The sequence below is a fragment of the Bacillota bacterium genome, assembly GCA_013178305.1.
Lineage (GTDB): Bacteria > Bacillota > Sulfobacillia > JABLXB01 > JABLXB01 > JABLXB01.
The window spans coordinates 31,357-54,449 of the sequence record JABLXB010000007.1; the positions used below are offsets into that span (position 1 = coordinate 31,357).

20 protein-coding genes are annotated in these 23,093 nt (G+C 62.9%); 17 read left to right on the top strand and 3 right to left on the bottom strand.

All coding sequences use genetic code 11. The features are described 5' to 3' along the window. Positions 1-60: 60 nt before the first annotated feature. Together HPY55_12760 and HPY55_12765 are read left to right on the top strand one after the other, a co-directional pair. Positions 61-1,440, top strand: a complete 1,380-nt coding sequence (locus HPY55_12760; GenBank protein NPV71496.1) for a hypothetical protein — start codon at positions 61-63, stop codon at positions 1,438-1,440. 266 nt (positions 1,441-1,706) lie between these two features. Beyond that, positions 1,707-3,167: a sigma 54-interacting transcriptional regulator gene (locus tag HPY55_12765; protein NPV71497.1), complete on the top strand. Its 1,461-nt coding sequence runs from the start codon at positions 1,707-1,709 to the stop codon at positions 3,165-3,167. A gap of 8 nt (positions 3,168-3,175) precedes the next feature. Here HPY55_12765 and rsmD read toward each other — a convergent pair whose 3' ends face one another. Then, a complete protein-coding gene (rsmD, locus tag HPY55_12770; GenBank protein ID NPV71498.1) occupies positions 3,176-3,811 on the bottom strand; it encodes a 16S rRNA (guanine(966)-N(2))-methyltransferase RsmD in 636 nt (211 codons plus the stop codon). 265 nt (positions 3,812-4,076) lie between these two features. Here rsmD and HPY55_12775 point away from each other — a divergent pair, with 265 nt between their 5' ends. The 6 genes from HPY55_12775 to HPY55_12800 all read left to right on the top strand — a co-directional run bounded on the left by HPY55_12775 (position 4,077) and on the right by HPY55_12800 (position 10,338). Next, positions 4,077-6,323: a PRD domain-containing protein gene (locus HPY55_12775; protein ID NPV71499.1), complete on the top strand. Its 2,247-nt coding sequence runs from the start codon at positions 4,077-4,079 to the stop codon at positions 6,321-6,323. Beyond that, entirely contained in the window at positions 6,320-7,168 is an 849-nt protein-coding gene (locus HPY55_12780) for a BtpA/SgcQ family protein (protein NPV71500.1), read from the top strand. Before HPY55_12775 ends, HPY55_12780 begins: the two co-directional genes overlap by 4 nt. After that, positions 7,165-7,971, top strand: a complete 807-nt coding sequence (locus tag HPY55_12785) for a TIM barrel protein (protein ID NPV71501.1) — start codon at positions 7,165-7,167, stop codon at positions 7,969-7,971. Before HPY55_12780 ends, HPY55_12785 begins: the two co-directional genes overlap by 4 nt. A gap of 55 nt (positions 7,972-8,026) precedes the next feature. After that, positions 8,027-8,680 (top strand): hypothetical protein, encoded by a 654-nt coding sequence (locus HPY55_12790; protein ID NPV71502.1) that lies wholly within the window; start codon positions 8,027-8,029, stop codon positions 8,678-8,680. After that, positions 8,677-8,985, top strand: coding sequence for a PTS sugar transporter subunit IIB (locus tag HPY55_12795; protein NPV71503.1), 309 nt, complete (start codon positions 8,677-8,679; stop codon positions 8,983-8,985). The genes HPY55_12790 and HPY55_12795 overlap by 4 nt, the downstream gene beginning before the upstream one ends. A 66-nt stretch (positions 8,986-9,051) precedes the next feature. Further along, positions 9,052-10,338 (top strand): PTS ascorbate transporter subunit IIC, encoded by a 1,287-nt coding sequence (locus HPY55_12800; protein NPV71504.1) that lies wholly within the window; start codon positions 9,052-9,054, stop codon positions 10,336-10,338. 178 nt (positions 10,339-10,516) lie between these two features. On the opposite strand, the gene buk is transcribed toward HPY55_12800, so the two are convergent. Next, complete coding sequence (gene buk / locus HPY55_12805; protein ID NPV71505.1) at positions 10,517-11,617, bottom strand: butyrate kinase; 1,101 nt, start codon at positions 11,615-11,617, stop codon at positions 10,517-10,519. Between the two features lie 202 nt (positions 11,618-11,819). Between buk and HPY55_12810 the strand changes: the two genes are divergently transcribed. From HPY55_12810 to HPY55_12820, 3 genes are read left to right on the top strand one after another with little or no spacing between them, the layout of a single operon-like run. Further along, a complete protein-coding gene (locus HPY55_12810; GenBank protein NPV71506.1) occupies positions 11,820-13,088 on the top strand; it encodes an MFS transporter in 1,269 nt (422 codons plus the stop codon). After that, positions 13,057-13,587 carry an ECF transporter S component gene (locus HPY55_12815; GenBank protein ID NPV71507.1) on the top strand — a complete coding sequence of 177 codons (531 nt, stop codon included), beginning with the start codon at positions 13,057-13,059 and terminating at the stop codon, positions 13,585-13,587. The genes HPY55_12810 and HPY55_12815 overlap by 32 nt, the downstream gene beginning before the upstream one ends. Then, positions 13,584-14,690 carry an AIR synthase gene (locus tag HPY55_12820; GenBank protein NPV71508.1) on the top strand — a complete coding sequence of 369 codons (1,107 nt, stop codon included), beginning with the start codon at positions 13,584-13,586 and terminating at the stop codon, positions 14,688-14,690. The genes HPY55_12815 and HPY55_12820 overlap by 4 nt, the downstream gene beginning before the upstream one ends. On the opposite strand, the gene HPY55_12825 is transcribed toward HPY55_12820, so the two are convergent. After that, on the bottom strand, positions 14,677-16,581 hold the full coding sequence (locus tag HPY55_12825; GenBank protein ID NPV71509.1) for a hypothetical protein: 1,905 nt from the start codon (positions 16,579-16,581) through the stop codon (positions 14,677-14,679). The two genes, HPY55_12820 and HPY55_12825, sit on opposite strands and share 14 nt — an antisense overlap. Positions 16,582-16,738: 157 nt before the next feature. On the opposite strand from HPY55_12825, the gene HPY55_12830 reads away from it, so the two are divergent. From HPY55_12830 to HPY55_12855, 6 genes are all read left to right on the top strand, one after another. Continuing rightward, positions 16,739-17,233, top strand: coding sequence for a hypothetical protein (locus tag HPY55_12830; GenBank protein ID NPV71510.1), 495 nt, complete (start codon positions 16,739-16,741; stop codon positions 17,231-17,233). Between the two features lie 138 nt (positions 17,234-17,371). Then, positions 17,372-17,590: a NifU family protein gene (locus tag HPY55_12835; GenBank protein NPV71511.1), complete on the top strand. Its 219-nt coding sequence runs from the start codon at positions 17,372-17,374 to the stop codon at positions 17,588-17,590. A 162-nt stretch (positions 17,591-17,752) separates the two neighbouring features. Then, on the top strand, positions 17,753-20,539 hold the full coding sequence (locus HPY55_12840; GenBank protein ID NPV71512.1) for a PAS domain S-box protein: 2,787 nt from the start codon (positions 17,753-17,755) through the stop codon (positions 20,537-20,539). 40 nt (positions 20,540-20,579) lie between these two features. Next, positions 20,580-20,753, top strand: coding sequence for a 4Fe-4S binding protein (locus tag HPY55_12845; GenBank protein NPV71513.1), 174 nt, complete (start codon positions 20,580-20,582; stop codon positions 20,751-20,753). A gap of 109 nt (positions 20,754-20,862) precedes the next feature. Then, positions 20,863-21,918: a nicotinate-nucleotide--dimethylbenzimidazole phosphoribosyltransferase gene (gene cobT / locus HPY55_12850; protein ID NPV71514.1), complete on the top strand. Its 1,056-nt coding sequence runs from the start codon at positions 20,863-20,865 to the stop codon at positions 21,916-21,918. A gap of 160 nt (positions 21,919-22,078) precedes the next feature. Next, positions 22,079-23,092, top strand: coding sequence for an iron ABC transporter permease (locus HPY55_12855; GenBank protein NPV71515.1), 1,014 nt, complete (start codon positions 22,079-22,081; stop codon positions 23,090-23,092). The last annotated feature ends 1 nt before the right edge of the window (position 23,093 follow it).

Genomic DNA, 23,093 nt, shown 5'->3' on the forward strand with positions numbered 1-23,093 from the left:
CGTTGTGTTGAGTATCTGCCAGGGGAACCTGGACAAGGAAAGGGGGCTATTACCTTGTCTCTGCACATCGGTCCCAAGCGCCGGCACGGTGACGAACAGCCCTATATGCTGGGGTCATTGAGGTTGAGAATCCCGTTCGTTCACTACGGGATAGAATGGCCCGATTTCATTCAGGGTGCGATCCTGGTAGTCGTGCCGATGGGCGTTACGGCGGTTTTTACCTCGTCCCTCGGGATTCCATTCGAACTCGGAATTACCATGGTCATCATGAACAACTTCCTTTACCTGTTGCATACGAGTTTCGGGGATCCGGCTGTAGCGGGATGGATTACGCCGGGAATACCCCTGTATGTCGCGTTTCTGGCGGGCTTCCCCGAAGGGCCGGCGCGCATACAGGCGATGATTGCGTTGCAGATGATAGTGGGTGCTGCCTTCCTGCTGATGGGCGTTCTGCGGCTTGCCGGGACGGCGGTCAACAGGGTGCCGGTTTCGATGAAGGGTGGAATCCTCCTCGGCGCCGGCATGGCTTCTATCATCGGGGAGTTCGGGGTTAAGGGCAGGGTCTCACAGTTTCCCAACGCGATTCTGGTCGGCGTGGCGGTGTCCTTCTTCATGCTGTTCTCGAAGACGGTGCAACCGCTGCGTAAGAGATACCCCATATTCAAGTACATCGCGCAATTCGGTATCGCCGTCCCGTTTGCCCTGTCATACGTGTTCGGGATCCTCATCGGCGAGGTGAAGATCCCACAGATATCGTGGGGTATGACGCCGTTCAGGTTCTCGGAGTTGGTTCAGAAGGTCTCGTTGTTCAGCGTGGGGTTCCCGCCGGCCGAATACTTCGTTGCAGCCATTCCGATGGCTATCACCGCATACATAATCGCGTTTGGTGACGTGCTTGTCCTTTCGAGCCTACTCAAGACCGCCGACGAGGCCCGCGACGACGAGCGGGTCATATTCAATCCGAACCGGAACAGCATTTTCTGCGCGATCCGCAACCTCTTCGAGTCATTTTTCATGCCATATCTACCGCTGGCAGGCCCCCAGTGGACGGGAGGACAGGCGCTGGTCGTGAACAGGTACATCAACGCCACCAGGGACCAGGAAGACAGCTACTGGGGTGGCGCGACGTCGATCTTCTGGGGGATGAGCATCGCCCTTCTGGTAGGACCTGTGGTGAGCGTTTTCAAGCCCGGCGTGGCGATCGGCATGGCACTCACGTTGATGATCCAGGGCTACCTCTGCGCATACCTGGCCATGGAGATGTTGCAGACGAATCTCCAGCGCGGGATCGCCGGTGTCATCGGGGCCGTACTCGCCACGAAGGGCGCGGCCTGGGGACTCGGCGTGGGGATTGCACTGTACCTCCTGCTGGAGCACTCGTGGCACAAGGAGAGTGACGCGGCTCCGGCAGGCGCGGGACCGGCATCCAGGGCAGCATAGACCAATTCCGGGGATCTGCTTGACGGGCGGGTGAAGAACCGCATCCGCCTGTCCGTGTTTCTGGACAGCGTACGGGTTTGTGATGCCGTTGATCTCCAATCTGGTGTACAATCGTAGTGACACTGTCGCCGCAATCACGTCCCTATGGGTAGGTGATGATCGTGGCTGTACCCGATTGCATGAACCCTGCCCCGGTCAGTTCCCCCGAGACCTCCCGGAACCGCGATCCCGAAAAGAACCCGTGCTGCAAGAGATTTCAGGCACTGATGGCCTTACTCCCCAAGGGAACGGCTGGCGCCGAGGGCCCGGGCGAGGAGTCGCCCTGCCCCGATCTGATGAAGGCTCAGCGACTGAGTGAGGAACTGGACAGCATCCTCGAAGCCTCGTACGACGGCATGTTCATCACCGACGGGCAGGGAAAAGTGCTGAAGGTCAACGAGGCCTGGGAACGCATTTGTGGGATCTCCCGGGAATACGCGGTGGGCAAGACAGTCAACTATATGGTGGCCCAGGGGCTCTACTCGCGGTCGGCAGCTGCGGCAGCTATCCAGGCCAGGAAGCGCATGACCGTAATGCTGGAGATGACCGCCGGCAAGAAGAAGGGCCAGAAGATAATGGCTACGGCCACCCCCATATTCGACGGTAACGGAGAGATGAAGAGGGTCGTCTGCAATATCAGGGACATCACCGAGCTTGTCACCCTGAAAGCGCAGCTCGAGGAAACGCAGAGGCTCAACATGATGTATACCGCTGAGCTCCAGCACATGCGTGCGCAGCAAGCCAAGCACGAGGGGTTGGTGGCCGCCAGCCCGGCCATGGAACGAGTCCTGGAGGCGGCCGCTCAGGTAGCCAAGGTTGACTCTACCGTCCTGATTACCGGAGAGTCGGGAGTGGGCAAAGAGGTCATCGCCAAGACTATACACCGCTTGAGCAGCCGCTCCGGGGGGCCTCTCATCAAGATTAACTGCGGGGCGATTCCAGACAGCCTGCTGGAGTCCGAGCTGTTCGGGTATGCCTCGGGTGCGTTCACGGGAGCCAGGAAGCAGGGCAAGCCGGGGATGTTCGAACTTGCGGAGACGGGAGTGCTTTTCCTCGACGAAATCGCGGAGCTGCCGCTATGTCTGCAGGTGAAGTTGCTTCGCGTTCTCCAGGACCACGAGATAATGCGGGTAGGCGGGGTCAAGCTGATCGCAGTGGACACCCGTATTATTGCTGCTACCAACAAGGATCTGGAGGCTCTGGTTTCCCAGGGGAAATTCCGGGAAGACCTGTTCTACCGCCTCAACGTGATTTCAATTGAGGTCCCGCCGTTGAGGAACCGCAAGCAGGACATTCCGTCGCTGGCCCTGCACTTTCTCGAGCAGATCAATCAGCGGTATAATCTGCGGAAGTACTTGTGCCCCGAAGTCATAGACAGATTCATGACCTACAACTGGCCCGGTAATGTCCGTGAGCTTCAAAACGTCATCGAGCGCGTGGTGGTAATGACCAGGGGCGAAGAGATCACCGTGGACCATCTTCCCGCTTCCATACGGGGCCAGTCGAAGCCCAGGGACGTTGAGGTCATGGTGATGGGAATCATTCCTTTGCGAACCGCGCTGGAAGAGGTCGAGAAGCAGCTCATCAGTATGGCGTTGGAGGAATACGGCAGCAGTCGCAAAGCAGCCAGGGCTTTGCAGGTCAACCAGTCCACGGTAGTCAGAAAAGCGAGACATCTCTGTCTGTAGAACCACTGTCACTCTACCCACGGTCTGTTGACGACAGGATCGGTGACTAGCGCGTCGGTGGCCATCGTGCCGGCGCCGCCGCTGCACAAGCCGCGGTGGCGATAGAGCGACAGCGCGTTCGTCCCGTACGTGTACTTCCTGATCAACACGAGGTCGCCGAATTCCGGCGGTATCTTCTCCTTGACGTCGTGCTGGACGAAGCACAGCCCGCCTTCGGCGAGCAGCCCGAGCGAGGCCACCTTCTCCATCGCCTTCGGCCCGAGGTGACGGAAGTAGGGTGGCGCCACCATGATGAAGTCGTAGGCGCTTCCCTCTCGCCGGAGCCGGTTCACGATCCTCAATACGTCACCCTGGATTACCGTTGACTTCCCGGTGAAACCACACATCGCCAGGTTCCGCTTGATTACGGCGACGGCGCGCGGGTCCAGGTCGACCAGGGTCGCGTGGCTTGCGCCGCGGCTGAGCGCCTCCACAGAGTATGCGCCCGTACCGGCGAAAAGGTCCAGGAACCTGCAGTCTTCGACGAACGGCTGCGCTATGTTGAACACGGCCGCGCGGACCCTCGCGAGTGCCGGCCTGGTAGTTGTGCCCGGCACGCTGTGGAGCCTGCGGCCTTTCGCCGAGCCGGCGATCACCCTCAGCAATCCAGCACCTCCCCGACGCTACGGAAGACTGCCTACTAGAGCATTGTCCCCAGGCGCTGAAACAGTTCTTCAGAGCGCCCAGGATTCCCTCGAAATCGCGCGGTGGCGTGCATAACAGAACGTCTTGCCACAATGCCTGTGAACATAATTGCCGCATTGCGCGCGAGGATAAGCCGTTTAGACTACCGAAGAGTTATGACAAACCTGCAGCAAGACGAGCCACAACTTGGATCAAAGGCTCGGATCGAACGGGGTGACGACCGGGTTGATAGACGCAAGGCGCGCGAAGATTCTTTCCGTCATCACACTGCAGGGCAACCAGCCCATAACGGTGTCCCGGCTGGCTCGCAGGCTTGGGGTCAGCCCGAGGACGATCCGATATGACCTGGAGGCGATTGACGACTGGCTTTCGGCAAACGGCTTTTCGGTGCTCAGGCGGAAACCGCGGACCGGGGTATCGCTCGACGGCGGCAGAGCCGATTTGACAACCATCCTGGGCCGGCTCTCCGAGTCTACGCCACGGGAGTACAACCTTTCAAAAGACGAGCGACGTCTGGCTATACTCTCGTCTCTCCTCGATGCTACCACTGCGCTTTCCATAGGCAGTCTCGCCCGCAAGCTGATGGTAAGCTACAGGACGGTCACGCAGGACCTTCAGGCTGTCTCGGCTTGGCTGGAGTCAAGGGGGCTGACCCTGCAGCGACGCCGTGGGGAGGGCATACTCGTACGCGGCCCTGAACCGTGCAGGCGGAGGGCGGTTACGGACCTCATAACGGAGTGCCTTGGCGCCGAACAGGTTGCCGAGTGTGTTCAGGGCAAGGAACCCGTCCTGCCTGCCGGCCTCACGCCGTGGCCGGCCGTGCCCCGCCTCCGCGAGATGTTCTCCGGGGTTGACTTGACCAGACTCGAACATATCATTCGGGCGGCCGAAGCCGAGCTCGGGGTGACGTTCGCCGATAGGTCATTCGGCACGCTCATGCTGCATCTGGCTGTAGCAGTGAAGCGGCTGTCCGAGGGTCACAAGATCGAAATGGGCCCTTCGGAGCTTGAAGACCTTTCGCACCGCAAGGAGTTCGAAACCGCAAGGCACATGGTCGCGCAGATCGAGCATGAGTTCGGCATTATTGTCCCCGACGCGGAGGCGGGATTCATAACCCTTCACCTCCTCGGCGCCAAAATCCAGGCCAACACGTCCGCTGAGAGCGCCGGCATCGGAGGACCTGCGCACGAGGCCAGGCTACCCGACCACCTGCAGGACTCCGAGGCGATGCGGGTTGCCGAGGAGATAGCGGAGTACGCCGGACTGCGACTGGGCGTCCGCCTCAGGGACGATCAGCAGCTGATGCTGTGGTTGGCCCTTCACCTGAAACCTGCGCTCCACCGGTTGAAATTCGGTTTGCCCATCAGTAATCCCCTGTCCGACTATGTAAAGCAGAGCTATCCGGCTATCTTCACTGCGACAGCTGAGGCCTGCAGGGGGCTGGAATTCCGCTTCGGCCGTCCGGTCTCCAACGAGGAGATTGGCTACATAGCCATGCACATCGGCGCCGCGGTTGAGCGGCAACGCAGGGCCCATCCCACGCCCCGGAGGGTTGTGGTCGTGTGCGGAACTGGCGCCGGCACATCCGCGATACTGACCTCAAGGCTGGAGGCGGAGTTCGAGGGGGTACAGGTGATCAGGCAGGTTGGATACAGGGACGTTGCCTCGGACACCGCACGCGTCACGGAGGGAGCCGATGCCGTGGTCACGACAGTCGCTCTTCCGGGACTGCCGGTCCCCGTGGTGGAAGTGAACCCGCTGTTGCTCCCCAATGACATCGCTCGCTTGAGAGATGCCGGGTTCAGGCCGGCCGGGGGCGAGTTACCGTGCAACCTTGCCCCACTTGTCAAGGACATTACCGACACCGTAAACGAATTCGCCGAAGTCAAGTGCGTTGGCCCCATGCAAGGTAAGATAATGGCCCTGCTCCGCAAGTTCCTGTGGTCGAAGGGCGGTCTATTGGGAGGAGTAATGCCGATGCTGTCAGACGTGCTCACGGAGAGAACTATAAGACTGAAAGTACCTGCAAGCGACTGGCAATCGGCAGTCAGGAGCGCGGGAGAGGTCCTTGTCGGCGATAAAGCCGTGGAGCCACGTTATGTTGACGCGATGGTCGACATGATACACGAGCTCGGCTGCTACGTTGTTATCTGCCCCGGAGTCGCCATGCCCCACGCCAGGCCCGAAAACGGTGTCCACCGTGTCGCGATCAGCCTCATAACGCTCGACAAGCCCGTGGAGTTTGGCCACCCTGAGAACGATCCTGTGGACGTGATCGTGGCCCTGGCAGCAACGGACAACAGCAGTCACTTGCTGGCGCTCTCTCAGTTGATGGAGTTTCTCGGTGCTCCCGGAAACCTCGAGACAATCAGGATAGCGAGCTGCCCGGGGGCAGTGAGTGCACTCGTCCGGAGAGGCGCAAGCGGGGGACCCCAGGCAGCAGGGGCTGCGAAGGAGGGAGCGGCTGAATGAGCTGGCTCGATGAGATATTCGGCGTACCCAAGGTCACTATCGGAACGGTCTATCTGCCTGCCCTGCCAGGTGCTCCCGACTACGACAGTTCCACGGGATTGACCGGCGTGGTTGAGGCCGCGCTTCAAGACGCGCTGGCCCTGAAGGAGGGCGGTGTCGATGGGCTCATATTCGGCAACCACTACGACAGGCCGTGGCTCGAGCGGGTCGGTCCCGAGACTGCCGCGTGCATGGCCCGAGTCGTCCTGGATATCATCCGCCAGGTGAAGCTCCCGTTCGGGGTGCAGGTCTGGTGGGACCCGCACGCCACGCTGGCCGTGGCGAAGGCCACAGGGGCCTCGTTTGTACGCGGCCTCTTCTCAGGGTCGTACGCAGGTGAGATGGGACAGATCTCGGTCAACCCGGCAGAGGTCCAGAGGTACCGCCGCGCCATCGATGCACGGGGTATCAAGATGATTTACCTGGTCGGCATCATTCTTGGAGCAAGCGTCGCTCCACGAAGCATCTCGGACGTCGTCAAGGACATGGCGTGGTCTTCGCTGCCCGACGCGCTTGCGCTGCCCGGCCCGGGCCCCGGTAGGGCACCGACGCTGGAGGACCTCGACGTGGCCCGGCGCAATTCGGGTGGCCTCCCGGTGTTCTGCAACACGGGTTCAACCCAGGAGAACGTGGCGAGCATCCTCTCGGTTGCGGACGGCGTCTTTGCCAGCACCAACCTCAAAGTTGACAACGTCTCATGGAAACCCGTTGACGTGGCCAAGGTGAAGCGCTACATGTCGGCAGTGAATGCGTTCAGGCAGCAGGACCCGCAAGGACGACCAGCCCGCGAGGGGGCCCGCCGATGAGGATGGGGTTGATATCCAGGGCGTTCCCGTTTGAGATGGATTACCCCGAACGTATCGAGCGGGCTGCCAGGTTCGGCTACGAGGGCGTGGAGCTCGACGTCGACCACGAGAGGCTGTTGCCGCGACTGTGGCGGGATTCGGAAAGGCGTGAGATCTCCCGACTCTGCAGGCGCGTTGGGGTGGAAATCCCGTCCATTTGCTGGAGCGCTCACAGGATCTTCAACACATCGAGCCCCGACCCGAGGATGCGTGACCTGGCGGTGTCAATGCTGATAGAGTGTATACGGCTCGTGGCGGACCTCGGGGGCAGAGTGGTGTTGTTCCCCGGCAGAGATCCGACCAACGAGCGAAGCGGCGACGATTGCCTGCCGCTTTTCAAGGAAGCTATCTATCGTTCGATCCGGATCGCGGAACGCGAGGGCGTTATCATCGCAATAGAACCAACCACAGTGCCGTTCCTCAATTCGGTCGACAAGATCAAGCCCATACTGGATGAGTTCGGCTCGCCGAATCTGGGCATATACCTCGACATCGGCAACGCCATCGCCGCGGGCCTGTCCCCTGTCGAGGAGATACGGAAAGCCGCGGGGCACATCGCTTCAGTCCACGTTAAGGACGCTATCCCCGACTACTACCTGGGCAAGTGGTGGGGCGAAGGCCACGTCCCGTTCGAGGAATGCGTAAGCTCGCTGGGCGCTGTGGGGTACGATGGCTTCCTTATCGTGGAACTGCTACCCGATCCAGATGACCCCGACCGGGTTCCGAGGGAGAGTAAGGTCTTCTGGGACAGGCTGCTCACGTAGGACAGGGCTACACATCACTCGACGGGCCTCCTGGTCACGGAAGGGGATGCCAAATATGTTGGACGCTCTTCGGCGCGAGGTACTGGACGCTGCAATGGGACTTGTCAAGTACAGCCTGGTGTCGCTCGCCGGCGGCAATGCGAGCGGGCGCGACAGGAACACCGGCCACGTTGTCATCACACCGAGTGGAATGGCCTACGACACCCTCAAGCCCGAGGACCTCGTAGTGGTGGACATGTCCGGCAGGGTTGTCGAGGGGCGGTGGCGACCGTCGGTAGACACCCAGATGCACCTGCGGGCATACGCGCTCAACCCCATGTTCAGTGGCGTAATACACACGCACTCGCCGTGTGCTACCGCGCTGGCCGTGATGAACAGGCCGCTCCCGGTCATCACGACCACGATGGCCAACGTGCTTGGAGTGGAGGTGCCGGTCAGCGAGCTGGCGGTTGCGGGCACCGATGGGGCCGCGGATCTCGTAGAAGGTATTGCAGAAAACCCGGCGATACTCCTGCGATCCCACGGCGTCCTTGCTTTCGGACCCACCGTCACCAGGGCTCTGGCGGTGGCGGTGACCGTTGAAGAGGCCGCACGGATCTACTTCAAGGCGGCCAGCCTCGGGACGCCACCCGTTCTACCACCGGACGTAGTGCGCGAGGCGAAGCAGTTCTACGATACGCAGTACGGCCAGAAAGGGGCGGCAAAGTGAGAGAGCTCAAAGTTGTGACCGTTTGCGGCGTGGGCATGGGCAGCAGCCTGATCCTGAGGATGAACACGGAGAAGGCTTTGAGAGAGCTGGGAGTCGCCGGGAAAGTGGACGCGATCGACTCCGGCCAAGCGAAGGGGGTGGGTCAGAGAGCCGATATCGTCGTCACGTTCAGCCACCTTGCCAAATCCCTGAACCTAGGCGGATGCAGAGTGGTGAGTATCGTCAACGTGATGGACAAGGAGAGCCTCAAGAAGAACCTTGCCGCCGCAATTGAGGAGATCAAGGAGTCCGAGGGTCAACGCTAGGAGGAACTCATACGTCGCGGCTTCTCGGGCCGCGTGCGACCGGCTCCAAGACAAGGAGGTGTCGACATGGCAATTCTGAAGTTCATCATAGACCAGCTACTCACAAAACCGCCGATCCTGTTGGGCCTGGTGACCTTGATCGGTCTTGCCCTGCAGGGGAAGTCCGGAAAGGACACCGCCACCGGCACCATCAAGACAATCCTCGGCATAAGCCTGCTCACCGCTGGTTCGGGCCTGCTAACAGGCTCCTTGAAGCCCGTCATGAGCATGTTGTACGACAGGTTTGCGCTGACCGGCGTGCAGCTCGAACCATACTCCGGCCAGGCCGCGGCCCTGGCGGCGCTCAAGGACGCGGCGGCGTTTACCGGCCCCATGATGGTGACCGGATTCGTGGTCAACCTCATCATCGCGCGGACCACGAAGTTTAAGGTCGTGTTCCTGACCGGCCACGTCATGCTTATGCACGCGGTCTTCATGACGTGGTTGCTCCAGTACATGTTCGGGCTTACCGGCACGACGGGCGTCGTGGTCGGCGGCATCCTCCTCGGCACCTACTGGACGCTGCTACCCTATTTGTGCATCAAGCAGGCGGAAGAGGTCATCGGGGCGCCCGACTTCACGGACGGGCACCAGCAGATGGCCGGCGTGCTGCTCGCGGGCTGGCTCGCTCCCAAGGTGGGCGACCCGAAGCAGAGCGCGGAGGAGATCCATTTGCCTGGCTGGCTGTCCATACTGGAGGATTTCTCGGTTATGTCGACGATCCTGATGACGGTCTTTTTCGGGATCATTGCTGTTCTGGCCGGGCCAGCGATCGTGTCGAAATACTCTGCCGGGCAGCACTGGCTCATCTACGGCTTACTCCGCGGCGTTGAGTTCACTGTAGCCCTAACCGTGGTGCTGAGCGGCGTACGTATGTTCATCGCCGAGATAGTACCCGCGTTCAAGGGCATTTCCGAGAAGGTGATACCCGGCGCGATCCCTGCGGTTGATGTCGCCGCATTCCTGCCTTTCGGCCCGAAGTCGGTCACGCTTGGCTTCCTGTCGAAGTTCCTGGGTGAGGTGACGGCCATGGCTGTTTTGTTGGGGGTACGTTGGCCGGTAATCCCAATCCCCGGCATGATACCGCTGTTTTTCGATGGTGGGCCCATAGGGGTGTTCGCTAACAAGAGGGGCGGCGTCCGGGCCGTTATCATCTGCGGTGTGCTGGTTGGCATGATGGCCGTGTTTGGTGTGGCCCTGGTGTTCAGGCTCACCGGGCTGAGCGGTGGCTACATCGGTAACTTTGACTGGTCGGTGTTCTGGGCTTTGATACTGGGCGGCACCAAGTCGCTAATCGGTCTGGTTCGAGGGTAATACACGATCGGTGCGGTCCCGGTCATGATCAAGGGCGGCGACCTGCCTGTCGCCGCCCCGATCTTACTGCACGAGCCAGCGGTCCGGCGGCCCCGGATTCTGCTACATCGGATGGCGTCCGGCCCCTAAAACCGCGCCCTGGGATCGCTTACTGGCGTACCCGGGGTTCCTTTACAGTCTACGCGGTTCTGGCAGTGGTGATCGGCACATAGTCCTTGGCTTTTTCCTCCCCCCGGAGCACCCGCAACGCGCCGAGCGCCAGCGCCCTCATCTCGTCGGAACCCGGGTAAACCATGACTGGGGCTATCCACTCAACCCTCGACTTGACCAGGCTGATGAACATCTTCGAGTGGGCGAGCCCACCGCCGATGACGATGGCGTCGACCTTACCTTCGAGCACGACCGCCATCTGACCGATCCACTTGGCCACCTGGTACGCTTCGGCGTTATACACGAGCTCGGCGTACTTGTCTCCCGCGGCAATCCTCTTTTCGACTTCAATGACGCTGTTCGTGCCGAGGTGCGCGACGAGCCCACCCTTACCCATCATCTTCTGGATCATTTCCTTGTGCGTGTACTTACCTGAGAAGCACATGTTGATGAGCCCCGTGGCCGGTAGGTCTCCCGCGCGCTCCGGAGCAAATGCGCCGCTTGACGATGCGTCGGTGCCGTCCACCATCCGGCCCTTCCTGTGGGCGGTTATCGAGAAGCCACCTCCGAGGTGCGCCACGACCAGGTTCAAGTCCTCGTATTCCTTGCCGAGGTCGTTCGCCGCGCGCCGCGCTATGGCCTTCAGGTTGAGTGCGTGGAGGAGTGACTCCCGTGGCACCTCGGGGAGGCCGCTGATCCGCGCGATGTCCTCGAACTCGTCCACGCAGGGCGGGTCCACCACGAACACTGGTATGCCGAAATTGCGCGCTATCCCCATCGCTATGGGAGCTCCGAGGTTAGACGCGTGCACCCGGCGTGGTCTGTGCAGGCAATCGTCCACCATCTCCGGTGTGACCCTGTACGTCCCCCCGGCCATGGGTCTCAGCAATCCGCCCCTGCCTACCACGGTGTCGAGATCCTCAACATTGTAGCCGTGGCGGCCGAGCGCCTCCACGACGAACGATTTCCTGTACTCGTACTGATCGGCGAGACCAGGAAATCTCGAGAGATCTTCGACGCTGTGCTGAACCGTCTCTTCGAATATGCGGTTTTCGCCTTCGAACAGCGCCACCTTCGTCGAGGTGGAACCCGGATTGACCGCCAGGACTAGCGGACCGGCTTTCGTCATCGAATCGTCCCTCCCGCAATTCAGTGTCACTTGACTGGCGAGCGGTTCATCAGGTGCAGGCTCACGCCTCATCCCGCCCAGCCTGCTCACAGTTAGCCAAGCTGTACTATTCGTCACCGGTCGCCTCGAACCTTCCGGACCCCGCCGGGGAAGGTTAGCGCCGGATGGTGACGAAATAACTCCCTGGACCGGAGGGTGAATGGTGGCGTCGCTGCAGCGGTTGTTCCGGGCGTTCGAGCACCGGCTGGACTGTACGTTCGACGGAAGAGGCAGGGAGTTCTGGGTTATCGGCGTCCTGACCTTCCTTCAAGGCTACGCGTGGTTCCTGGTCGCTCCTTTCTTTCCGTTGTACGCCCGGCGGCTCGGCGCGGACGACATGCTCGTCGGCCTGTATACGATGTTCCCACCTCTCCTGTCGGTACTCGTGAGCATACCAGGCGGGGCAATCGCATCGTCGATCGGGTCCAGAGGGGTGTTCCAGTACTCATTGACGGTCGGCTTCCTGGCGGCCGGCGCGTACGCGCTCAGTCCCGGACACTGGCTGCTGTGTCTCCCGCAAATTCTGTTCGGGATAGCGAATGCCCTGTTCTGGCCCACACAGACCTCGTACATGACCGAGGTAATACCGGAGCGCAATCGCGGGAAGATGCTCGGCCTCATGATGTCGATCACGGCAATCGGCGCGGCGCTGGGACCGGCCTCGGCCGGCCTTGTGGCGGGCTATCTCGGGTACCGCACGGTCTTCGTGGTGTACGCCGTGGCATTGGCGTTAAGCCTGCTCGCGTGCGGGCTCCTTCCGGCGTGCAACGACAGGGTTAACCCCGGCATGCTGCGGGACGCCGTCGCGGGCTCGGTGGGCTCGGGGCTGGCCGTGCTGTCCAACCCCGCCCTCGTCCTCACGACGCTGGTGTCGTTCACGACATTTATGTTCTGGGCCGTGATAGAGACGTTCTTCCCGCTTCACCTGGAGGACCGCGCTTACGCGGTGGCGGCCATCGGCGGAATAATAACGGTGCGCACCACGTCCATGACTATGGCGCGCATCGGGCTGGGCACGATACTCGGGACGGTCAGGGTCATCCCGCTGATGTTCGTATCGCTCCTCGCGAGCGCAGTTTTCATGATGTTCGTGCCGTTGGCCAGGACGCCGCCGCTCCTTGTGGGCGCCACCGCTATAATGGGAGCGGGCTCGGGTATACTCCCGGTACTCACGACCATGCAGATAGCTATGGCGACGACACCGGAGGAACGACCGATCGCCATGGCCGTGGACTCGACAGCGTGCTCTCTGGGGAGGATAGCGGCCTCGTTCATGCTGGGCGTGGTTGCCAAGTTCATGGGGTCTGCCGCGAGCCTGGTGGTGGGCGGTGCGCTTGTCGGGGCACTGACGGTGGGCACGGCGCTCTGGTGGAATTACGAATCCCGGGGAGGAGAGAGGCGTGAAGGGCGATCACATGCTCCTGTCGGTTAGGTCCAGGCAGATGGCTATAGCCGCAGTCATGATTGCTCTCACCGTAGCCGCTACCACACTCCTGCGTGTGCCCGCGTTCGGTTCGCGGCTGTTCTTCCACTTCGGTGAGGCGGTGATATGCACCGCCGCCCTGCTCGGCGGCAGGCGGATGGGCGCCACCGTCGGTGCGGTGGGTTCTGCACTGGCGGACGTGGTGCTTGGGCTGATGGTGTGGGCCCCGGTCAGCCTCCTGGTACACGGGTTCGAGGGATACGTGATCGGCCGTATGTCCGACGGGCGCGGCGCCCGCAAGGACGTCGTGGCGCTGGCGCACGGCACCGGCGTCATGATCGCCGGCTACGCACTCGGCGCATGGGTCATCTACGGCGCAGCCGCAGTTCCCATCGAGGTGGCGCGCGACCTGGCCCAGGGCGGCGCCGGCGCGGCCATCGCCTGGTTCGTCACTTCGGCCATCACGCGTGCGTGCCCCGCATTGAGCATCAGGGGGTCGGGCGAATGAGCGAGCGTGACCGCTACATGTCATACGATGTCCCCGGCGAATTGAAGACCGGCAAACTCCCCGTGGAGGTGCTTGCCCGCAGCGTCCTCAGCCGCAGGGGCAAAGCCAGGAGCGAGGTCGTGCTGCACGCGTCGGTGGGTGAGGATTCGTGCGCCATAGACCCTTCACGGGATCTCGTGGTGATGTCGACGGACCCCATCACAGGCGCCGAGGGGGAGATCGGATGGTTGTCCGTGCACATCGCGTGCAACGACGTGGCGGCCAACGGGGCTGAACCCGTGGGTGTGCTCGTGACCCTTTTGTCTCCCCAGGGTTCCCGGGTAAGCGACGTGGAGAGGGTCATGGCCGGGGTGGACGCAGCCGCTCGAGAACTCGGGATTGAGGTGCTGGGCGGCCACACCGAGGTGACGGCGGCCGTCGTGCAGCCGGTGATCTCGACCACGGCCGTAGGCCTCGCGCCGGCGGATGGTCTCGTGACGAAATCGGGGGCCGCTCCGGGTGATGCGATAATAATGACTAAAGGCGCTGGACTCGAAGGGACTGCGATCCTTGCGACCGATTTCGGCGACGTGCTCGCCGCATCGCTCGGCGAGGAACTCGTCGAGAGAGCGAGGGAGTTCATCCGGGAGATCAGCGTGGTCCGCGAAGGGCTCATAGCAGCCCGCTGCGGTGCGACCGCCATGCACGACGTCACCGAGGGAGGCGTGCTCGGGGCGCTGTGGGAGATGGCCGGGGCGCCAGCAGCCTCCGGCGCGTCGATGGGATTCACGATCAGGCTGAACGACGTACCCGTCAGGGAGGAGACCGCCGCCATCTGCCGCGTGGCGGGGGTGGACCCGCTAAGGCTTGTGTCGAGCGGCGCGATGCTCATAGCGGCCAGGCCCGGCGCGTCGCGGGATATACTGGGATCCCTGCGCGGCGCCTCTATTGAGGCCGCCACAATAGGCGAATTCACAACCGGCGGCAGGGTGCTGGTCGCCGGCGGCAGAGAGATCTCCGCGGGCGCACCGGAGTCAGACCACATCTGGGCGGCGAGGAGTCGCCTCGACGGCATGCGCGACACGCTTCGCGGTGTGGTTCGCGGGCGTCCTACCTCACGATGAACTTCGCCTCGCTGGACTCTCCTTTCAGGCGGACGTAAACCCACCCGCCGGAATACTCCGCTGACCACCCGGCCGCGCTGCCCTGGCCGTCTTCGACTTTTTCCCCGCTATCGCCGCAGTATACGGCGACACAGAGTTCGTCCACGCCCTGCGGCGCCCGCACCGTGAACAGGCGTCCGGCGCCGGAGCCGGGAAGCGGTTCGACTGTCAGGCGCGCCGACTCGTGCTTATCGAGGAACCGCACGTATGCGTTCATAGTCCTGCACGTGAGCCGGCCCGACGAAATCGCCTCCTGAATCCTCCCGGTGACCCTCTCCCACATGGCCGGTTCTCTGGCTATCACGCCCGGGTGGAAGTAGAACAGCCGTACCTGACGCCTTGACTCGATCTCTCCCAGCAAATCCGCCATGTCCAGGGCGATCTGCCGGGGGGTGCGGGCGGCTGTCATGTTCTCGAAACACAGGCCGTATGCGGTCCCGGTGTAGGGGAAATGCCAGAAGCGGGTATCGGCGCGCCCCGAGAACCAGACCCTGGTCGGGGGTGAGCATGGGGCGGACGGGAAGGCTGTCGCTTTGAACCCCAGCAGTGCGAGCGCGTCATTCACGGTTTCGTCGTGAGCACCCGCGGGTGCGCTGTACTCCACGACTTCCCCGACAAGCGATCTGAGGCCGGAGACGTTGAGCTCGATAAAACGTCGTTTCTCGCCGGGAGCCATCCTGGCGAAGTTGAACGCCCAGTAGTTGTGCATCCACCCCCCGTGCGCCCCCACTGAACCGAGCCTCGCCAGCGCCCGTACGTAGGGCCTGCCACCTCTGGCGTCCGAAGCGTTGACCCCGAGCCCGTCGCCGTGGCGGTTGCAGTCGGGCCCGGCGGTAATGTGGCTGGAGAGCGGCATAGACCGTGGGAAGGCGCCCCTGGCGAGCAACCTGCCGAGGTCCGGGGAATAAGCCCCCGAACACACGTGCATGTTCAGAACGAGACCCGATACGCCGCCGGGTGCGGGTATTATCCTGGGGGCCCTGACCTTGCGGCCGAGGAAGTAGCGAATCACCGGCCGGCAGATGAAGTCGTTGTTCGACCTCCATTTGTGAGCGAACAGCCTGGCGTTGACGTAGAGCGCGACTCCACCCCCGGTGGTCGGGCATTCGGTGACGAGCGGCGCCTGCGCTAACACCTGGCCCGAACACGGGGGAGGCTGGCTGGCGACCGGCCGGGTCGTGGCGAGCACCGTCGCTGCGTCACCTGCCACCGAAACGGAGGCGTGTTCGTCCTCGACCGGGGGGTAGCCATACGCCTGGACTGCGCCGCGCTGGATTATCGATCTGTCGAACTCGGGAGCGAGCTCCGAACCCGCGGGGATAATCCACCGGCCCGTGAACGGTGCGGCGGGGGGGAGCGGTTCTCCCGCAACCTCGTGGACTCGCGCCGGTCCCGGGCGGATGCCCAGTACGCGCCATAGACCCGGGGGCGGGTCGTGCGCAGCGAGGATACTTCCTCCCGCAGCAGCGTAGTCTACCAGAACCCCCGACACCGCGCCGCACGGCGTCCCCTCGGGAATGATGATCGCCGCGTACTCGCTGGCCAACGCGGGACCGCCCGCGGAGCGTACTGCTTCCTCCGCCAGTACGCGGACGGCATACCCTTCCTCGCTCAGTAGCTGCGACGCCGCCTGAACCCCCGGCGATGCCGGCCGCTGCCCACACGACAACACCCCGATGACCGCCGGACGATGGTGACGCCTGACCCCGGGTCCTCTATACTGGGCGGGCGCAACGCCCGCGGCGAACCCGACCACTCCCGCCAGGATCAGGAGCATCACCCGCGCTACCACCTTTGCCGCCGTAGCCCCTGCCGCGGCTGTGCTGAACCACCGGTCCACAGGCTTCCTCACGAGTAGCATCACACTCAATTTCTATTGCGCGGCTGCACGGTGCTGAACAGCGTAGTAGCACCAGATAGGAACGTGAACCCGCTACGGCGAATTCCCGCCTCTGCGAAACTCACCGCCCGCCGCAAGCGCACGGCGGCGGGGAATGGAGGGCGGACGGATGTCTTGTTGCAGCAAGGGGACTGTATCAAGGGGCGAACTGACTGAGGCGGTACGCAGGGCAATAGAAGACCGCGCTACCTGGTTCAAGCTGCTCCTCGACAACGCGCAGAAGGGCGGGGTCAACGCGGAGGAACTCGCCCGCAAGTCCATTTTCGAGTTCGGGAAGATGAAAGGGGCCAGAATGAACCCGACTACCGACCTGCAGTCCTTCGTCAAGGAGTTTGCGAACCCCATCGTCACGGACGTTTTTCAGATGGAGATAAAGGAGGCCGGGCCGGAAAAGGCGGTCATAGAGTTCAACTACTGCCCCCTGATGCAGGCGTGGGACCGGCTGGGCGCAACCCCCGAAGAACACGACAGGCTGTGCGACTGGGCGATGGAAGGCGACCGCGGCCTGATGACCAGGTTCCCGGGCTTTGACCTGGACATCCAGACGCGCAAGGGCAAGGGCGACCCCGTGTGCAGGCTGGTATTCACGTTAAAGAAGAGGTAGGCGCAGAAGCAGGCGACCGCACGCCGCCGTACGCCGGTGCGCGCCGCGCGGTGTATGCCGCCCGTTGAGATACGGGGTGAATACCCCCGCGGGGAATGGTATGATATAGCGTAGACAACCCGGGAAAGGGGTGTAACGGTGAAGGAGAAGGTAGAACAGGCTCTGTCGAGAGTCAGGCCCAACCTGCAGGCGGACGGCGGTGACGTTGAACTCGTCGACGTCGCGGACGGGGTTGTTAAGGTGAGACTCAGGGGCGCGTGTGGCTCGTGCCCAATGGCGCAGATGACGCTCAAGAACGCCATCGAGCGGATCGTAAAGGCCGAGGTCCCCGAGGTCAAACGAGTGGAAGCAGTCTAACCGCCAGGCCGCACAGCGTTGGCGCTCGAACCCCCCGGACCTCCGGGGGGTTTGCGTTCCCGCCGCCTTGTTTACATATGTGCTTCAAGGCAGGGAACGACTCCACCATGTCGAATGATGAAACCCAATATCAGATTCTCCCGCTTCAGGAGGTCACTTTTGGTGCCGGCGAAGGCTGAAGGCGATCTTGAATCCGGCACGGAATCCGCGGCAGGGAAACCTGCTCCGTCAGGGCTAAGCCCCGAGAGAGTATACCGCACAGTATTTCACAACTCGTCGGACGCGCTGTTCCTGGTGAGGGTGCGCCAGAACGGTGAGATCGTATACGAGGCCGCAAACCCGGCGTTCGAGGACCTGACCGGCTTCACGTCCTCCGAGGTAGTCGGTCGTTCACCGTACCACCTCCTCCCGCCGGAGGCCGCCGACAGGGTGGCCGCGAGATACCGGAAGTGCGCGGGCTGCCGGACCCCCCTGGAATACGAGGACAGTATCCAGTTCCCGGTGGGGAAGCGCATCTACTCCAGCAGACTCGTCCCGCTGCCGCTCAAGGACGGGGACGTCCGGGTCGTCGGTGTGCTTCACGATGTCACTCTCAACCGCCAGAAAGAGGCCGAGATGGCCGCGCTGGCGGAGTCCCTCAGAAAGCGTGTCTCTCACCTTTCGTGTCTGCACAGGATACACGATACGCTTGTCAAGTCCGGAGACCTCGACACCGTTCTGGAGCAGGCTTGCCGGTCGCTATCGGTCGCGCTCCGGGAGGACGGATCGATCGGCGCGAGCATCATCTCCGGCGGGAGGACGTTCGGGCGGCCGTGCGACGGCGCCGTGGTTCTCGGTAAATTTGACGTAGTGGCGGGCAGCGACGTTACCGCGCAGATTATCATCACGGGACCCGAGCTTCGCGGGAAACCGGACCGGCGGCTATCAGCGGACGACAGGGACCTGATTCAAAGCATCGCCGCCGATCTCGGGATGGTCATGGCCGGGTTCCGGCAGCAGGAACGGGTACGACACCTGACGGCCGTACTCAAGGCAATCGCAGACATAAACCAGGCGATGGTCCGCGAGAGGGACCGCGACAAGCTACTGGTCCGCGCGTGCAAGGTGCTCCTCAGAGTGGGACCCTACTTCAGGGTGTCGTTCTACGTGCCGGACGGCGCTACCGGCACGGATAGTGCAGCCGGCGCCGATCGCGCATCCGGCGGCGGTAGCGCACCCGGTGCTCTTGAGCTGTTGTGCGCGAAGACGGCCTCGGACGCCCCGGGACAGCCGTTCGATGATTCGGTCACCTCCGCTCTCGTGAAGAAGGCATTTGACACCCGTAGAACCCAGGTCAAGACCTCGGGCGAGCACAGGCTGTGGGCGGTCCCACTGGTCAACCTGGACGACAGGTACGGCGTGATAGCGGTGTGGACGCGTTCGCCCGAGGACGAAGAGGAAAGGAACCTCCTGGAGGAACTCGCGAGAGACATCGCATTCAGCATGCACTCGTCGGCGGAAGAGGAACGCAGGCGCCAGGCGGAGGCCGCTCTGAAGGCCTCGGAGGAGAGGTACAGGCGCCTCGCCGAGAACGCTCCCGACGCCATATACAGGTTCAGGCTCAAACCGGACCCGCGCGTTGAGTACGTTAACCCCGCTATCGAGGGGGTCACGGGCTACGCACCCGAGGAGTTCTACGCTGATCCCACACTTACGCTGCGAATAACACATCCCGACGACAGGCCGTTGATGGAAAGCGTGATGACCGGCCTTTACGAAGCCAGGCCCGGCGCGCAGTACACGGTCCGGTTCTACCACAAGGACGGCCGGCAGATGTGGCTGGAACACAAGGTTATCTACCTGAAAGACGGCGAGAGCGTCGTAATCGAGGGTATTGGCCGCAACATCACCGACCGTATCGAAGCGGAGGAGAAGATCCGCTTCTACAGCATATACGACCCGCTGACGGGGCTATACAACCGCGCCAGTTTCGAGGAGAAGCTGGACCAGGTCCCGGAGGATTCGAGGATGTGCATGGTCGTTTGCGACCTGAACGGGCTCAAGCTCGTAAACGACATCCTGGGACACACCACGGGTGACGAGGTCCTGAAGACCACCGCCTCTATTCTGGGGAAGGTCTTCGACGACGACGTCTTTCTAGCCCGCGTGGGTGGTGACGAGTTCGTGGCGCTCCTGGCGGCAGGCGAGGACGAGGCGGGGGACAGGTGCAGGAGGCTGCAGGGCGAGATGGACTCGTACAACCGCGAGAACCCTGACCTCCCGATCAGCCTTGCGTACGGGTACGCGTGCGGGTCGGGGTCAATGCGGGACCTTTACCGCCTTGCCGACGACGCGATGTACAGGCACAAGCTGCTCTTCGCCGAGAGCGCCAGGGACTCCATAATCCGCGCGCTGCTGGGGGCCCTCAAAGATCGCGATGACATGACCGAGGAACGCGCCTCGAGGCTCTACGAGATGTCCATCAGGTTGGGCGGGGCGGTCGGCCTCTCCGGCACCGATCTACCCAACATCGCCGTGGCTGCGGTGCTGCACGATATCGGGAAGGTCGGGGTTCCACAGTCGATACTCTCCAAGAAGAGCGGACTCACTCCTGAGGAACGCCGCATGATGGAGCGTCACAGCGAGATCGGATACAGGATCGCAGCATCATCACCGGAACTCGGCCACATCGCGGAGCTTGTGCTGCAGCACCACGAGCGCTGGGACGGGAAGGGTTACCCGCTCGGACTCCGGGGGACAGCGATATCCCTCGGCGCCAGGGTACTCGCCGTCATCGACGCGTACGACGCCATGGTATCGGGACGACCGTACCGCCGCGCGATGACGCACGTGGAGGCGGTGCGAGATCTCCAGCGTAACGCTGGGACACAGTTCGACCCGGTAGTGGTCGCCAAGTTCGTCGCCGTTTTCGGCGGAGCCGGTAGGAATTCGAACCACACCGACGAATAACTCAGTTGCTTTGGCGCTTCAGAAGGGAGGGTATAATGAAGTGGCATTCAAGATCAATGATGACTGCGCTGCTTGCGGAGCCTGCCAGTCCGAGTGCCCCTCGGGAGCGATAGTTGAGGGTGACAAGTACAGCATCGACCCCTCGAAATGCACCGACTGCGGGACCTGCGCCGACGTGTGCCCGGTGGGCGCCATAATCGGCGAGAAGAAGTAGCCCTGGGGCCTGCCCGTGGACGAACGATTTTCGAGGATGATGGCAAAGTCCTCAGCCGTACGGCTGAGGACTTTCGATTAAGCGACACTGTCAAAGAGAGGGATTCACGATGGAACTGCTTACGAAGGCGATCTCCGAGGTTGGGCTGCCGGATGATGACGCTGTAGCCCGCTGCAAGGCGAGGCTGGATTCCCTGACGAAACCGCCGGGGAGCCTTGGCATGCTGGAGGATGTGGCTGTCAAGATAGCCGGCATCACCGGCCGAATAGCGCCGGACCTGTCCAGCAGGGTGGTCCTCGTGATGGCGGGGGACCACGGAGTTACCGCGGAGGGCGTCAGCGCATACCCGTCCGAGGTGACCCCCCAGATGGTACTCAACTTCCTCAGGGGTGGCGCGGCGATAAACGTACTCGCGCGGCATGCGGGAGCCGGGGTGGTCGTGGCGGACGTGGGGGTCGCTGCCGACGTCGCCGGCGAAGGGTTGAGGAATGTCAAGGTGAGGAAGGGTACCGCCAACATGGCCGCTGGACCTGCGATGTCACGAGAGGAAGCGGTAGCCTCCGTCGAGGCCGGGATCAGGCTGGCCCACGACGCGATCGACGGCGGCGCGGCCATGATCGCCACCGGCGACATGGGCATCGGCAACACCACCGCGAGCAGCGCGATTCTTGCGGCGTTCAGCGGAATGGACGTCGGGGAGATCACCGGTCGTGGCACAGGAGTCGACGACGCGAGGCTAAGGCTGAAGGCGGACGTCATAAGGAAGGCGCTCGCCGTCAACCGGCCGGACCCCGCGGACCCGCTCGACGTCCTTCACAAGGTCGGCGGGCTCGAGATCGGAGCGATAGCCGGCGCCATCATCAGCGCTGCCGGCCGCAGGGTCCCCGTGGTGGTCGACGGCTTCATCTCTTCCGCCGGGGCACTGGTGGCCGAGAGGATGCAGCCCAACGTGAGGCATTTCATGGTGGCATCGCACCTGTCCGAGGAGCCAGGCCACGGGGCGATACTGAAGATAATCGGGCTCGAGCCGATGCTGCACATGAGGATGAGGCTCGGCGAGGGGACGGGGGCGGTGCTCGCGTTCCACCTGATAGATGCCTCTATGAAAGTGCTCAGGGAGATGGCAACGTTCGCGGAGGCGGGGGTTTCGGAGCGCTCCACCTGATCCGCGGAGCGTGGCCGCCCGGCAACTGGCGGGCAGCGGCCCCCTCCGTTGCGGCCGGTTGCGGGCGTGCGACGTTGCCGCGGGGCTACTGGGCCGGTATAATTCATCTTGAGCGCAGGGACGGTCGCGCTCGAAGACGGTCCCGAAAACGGGTGATGGAGTGCTCCGTGCCAGGCAGGGCGCCACCGTATGGCTGCTGGCGGCGGTCCTGACGTTCGCGTTGTTCCTGTCTCTTTGCATTGGGGCAGTGAGGATTTCGCCGCTCCAGGTGTTTACGTCTTTGACCGGTGGCGATGGAGGGGACTCGGGGATACTCCTGGGCATCAGGCTCCCTCGCGTGCTCCTTGCGGGCCTCGTGGGCGCGGACCTCGCCGTGGCCGGGGCCGTACTGCAGGGTGTGTTCATGAACCCCCTGGCGGACCCGTACGTACTGGGCGTCTCGTCCGGCGCCTCACTGGGGGCCGTAATCGTAATAGCGTTTAACCCGCAGTTCACGCTCGGAGGCCTGGGCGCGCTCCCGCTGTTCGCCATGGTGGGCGCGCTGCTCACGATCCTCGTCGTGCAGCATCTCGCGTCGGTGGATGGGAGGGCATCGGTGACCGGCCTCCTGCTTGCCGGCGTCGCCGCCAGCGCGTTCCTGTCCGCGGCCATCTCCGGGGTCGCCTACGCTTCGGGCAACAGGGTCCATCAGGTTTGGCTGTGGCTGGTGGGTGGGTTCTCGAACGCGGGATGGGACCTCGTGACCATGGCGCTGCCGTACTCGGTCGCGGGGCTGGCGTGCTCGATCGTCCTGGCGAGGGACCTGAACGCTATGGTCCTGGGCGAGGAGACGGCTACCCACCTTGGCGTGAATGTCAACCTTGTCAGAAACGTCCTCGTCTGGACGGCTTCGCTGCTCACCGCCGTTTCCGTGGCGTCGTCAGGGATTATCGGGTTCGTCGGGATGGTGATCCCCCATATATGCAGGATGGTCGGGCCCGACCACAGGTTCCTGGTGCCGGCGTCCGCGCTTGCAGGCGCGGCCGCGACCGTGCTGGCCGACACCGCCGGGCGTACGATACTGGCGCCCCAGGAGATCCCCGTGGGGATCATCACCTCGCTCGTTGGAGGGCCGTTCTTCCTGTACCTCCTGAGGCAGAACCAGCGCACTCGAAGGGGGAACCCGGGGGCATGAG